1 protein-coding gene is annotated in these 245 nt (G+C 45.7%); it reads left to right on the top strand.

Annotated elements, in window-relative coordinates:
* Positions 1 to 245 (top strand): NUDIX domain-containing protein (locus tag CWC11_RS21080; RefSeq protein WP_138684193.1); only part of this gene is annotated, 245 nt, incomplete at both ends.

Below are 245 nucleotides of genomic sequence, written 5' to 3' on the forward strand. Positions count from 1 at the left end.
CACTAACAGATGTTGTAGCCCGGTTTCACATTCATGCTGAAATATGCAAATGTCCGTTGCCACAGGGTAAAGTGCGTGACAGAGCAATTTTGTTGCCTCTTGTCGAGAAAAACGGTGAAGCAGCTTTGCTCTTTTGTAAACGACCTGCTTACTTACACCATCACCCAAGCCAAATTTGCTTTCCTGGTGGTAAAGTAGAGCCGCACGATATGTCTAAAACCGATACAGCTATCCGAGAAACGCGC

The sequence above is a fragment of the Pseudoalteromonas sp. S3178 genome (assembly GCF_005886985.1).
GTDB lineage: Bacteria > Pseudomonadota > Gammaproteobacteria > Enterobacterales > Alteromonadaceae > Pseudoalteromonas > Pseudoalteromonas carrageenovora.